2 protein-coding genes are annotated in these 1,161 nt (G+C 37.8%); both read left to right on the top strand.

Going from position 1 to position 1,161, the window contains the following annotated elements; all coding sequences use genetic code 11:
* Positions 1–92: 92 nt before the first annotated feature.
* Entirely contained in the window at positions 93–422 is a 330-nt protein-coding gene (locus ABWW54_RS20060) for a hypothetical protein (RefSeq protein ID WP_353414997.1), read from the top strand.
* Between the two features lie 82 nt (positions 423–504).
* Complete coding sequence (locus ABWW54_RS20055) at positions 505–981, top strand: hypothetical protein (RefSeq protein ID WP_353414996.1); 477 nt, start codon at positions 505–507, stop codon at positions 979–981.
* Positions 982–1,161 lie beyond the last annotated feature (180 nt).

The raw sequence follows: 1,161 nt of genomic DNA, 5'->3' as shown, positions 1-1,161 counted from the left end.
GTTTAACAAGTAAAGGCAGTCGGAAAACCAAAAGCTTCGCTTCGCTACACTTTAGTTTTCCGCTGCTTTAGGCGTTATGCATATTTAGAGATATGAATAAATTTGGTAGAGCCTTTCTGGAGAGTTTTTCTGAAGAACAAAGAGAGATAAAACTTGAAGAACTGAAAAGCATTTTAGAAGGCAGGCTACTCAAAGCTTTATCTCATAAAGATTTCTTTGATGAGACATATAGAATTATCGATGGCTTAAAAAGTGTCGGTCATGATTTATGGAGCTGGGGGTATGATGGAAGTAGTAAAGAGCTTTGGGGCGGTGATTACATGAAGCCAAGTGAGATGGGACAACTCAAAATAGAGTTTATTTTTCCCGGACAAGTTAATGTTTTTTTGGGTGAAAAAGGGGGAAGAAGAGTAAATGCATAACAAGATCAAAAACGAAAATGCCGCAAGCTGCACGGACGCGCAAAAAGATGCGCGCCCGTTTTAAAGGCGTTAGAGTTACAATATGAATAACATTAAGCCAAAGATGGCAGTTTCAAATATAAATGACTTCTTCATATTTATAGCTATAGGTGTCATACAGGTTGCAATTCTTTTCCTTTTGCCTAGCTACGGCATTTACTTATTAACAAAAAGTGCAATAGCAGCTTTTGCTGTAGGTATCGTTCTGTATTCTGTTTTCATGTCATTCTGTGCTTTATCTATTACACTTTCTGAAAATGGTATTAAGCTAAATCGTAAATTCGGCTCACCTAAAAATATTTCATGGTCGAATGTTCAAGGCTACAAAGAAGTTTCGCCAAAAGAAGTAATTATATTTGGCTGGTTATGGCCAATATTTCCTCCTCGTGAAAGTACACCATGCATGTCATGTTATGGCCATTTTCGTATTTCATATGATGGTGGTTATTTTTATTATCCACCTAATGATAAAGAAAACTTCATACAGCTTATGATCGAGTATGGTGCTAAAGAACTCTAACAGGTTTGCAAAATTTGCTTCGTTCGTTTCACTCACTGCGCGGGACGTCGCGAAAACGCGCCGCCCCTTGCAAAGGCGTTATATGCCCAAGTTACCCATGATTAGTAGACACCCTATATAGTTATATAAACCCTATATGGAGGTGCTCAAATGGCACGAAAAAAACATCAACATTACACT

Origin of the sequence: Arenicella sp. 4NH20-0111 (assembly GCF_040366405.1) — a bacterium.
GTDB lineage: Bacteria > Pseudomonadota > Gammaproteobacteria > Arenicellales > Arenicellaceae > Arenicella.
This window is presented reverse-complemented; position numbering and strand designations above follow the sequence as displayed.

Coding starts and splice junctions, on each gene's coding strand:
- ABWW54_RS20055 (WP_353414996.1), top strand. CDS start 505: ATGAATAACATTAAGCCAAAGATGGCAGTTTCAAATATAAATGACTTC.
- ABWW54_RS20060 (WP_353414997.1), top strand. CDS start 93: ATGAATAAATTTGGTAGAGCCTTTCTGGAGAGTTTTTCTGAAGAACAA.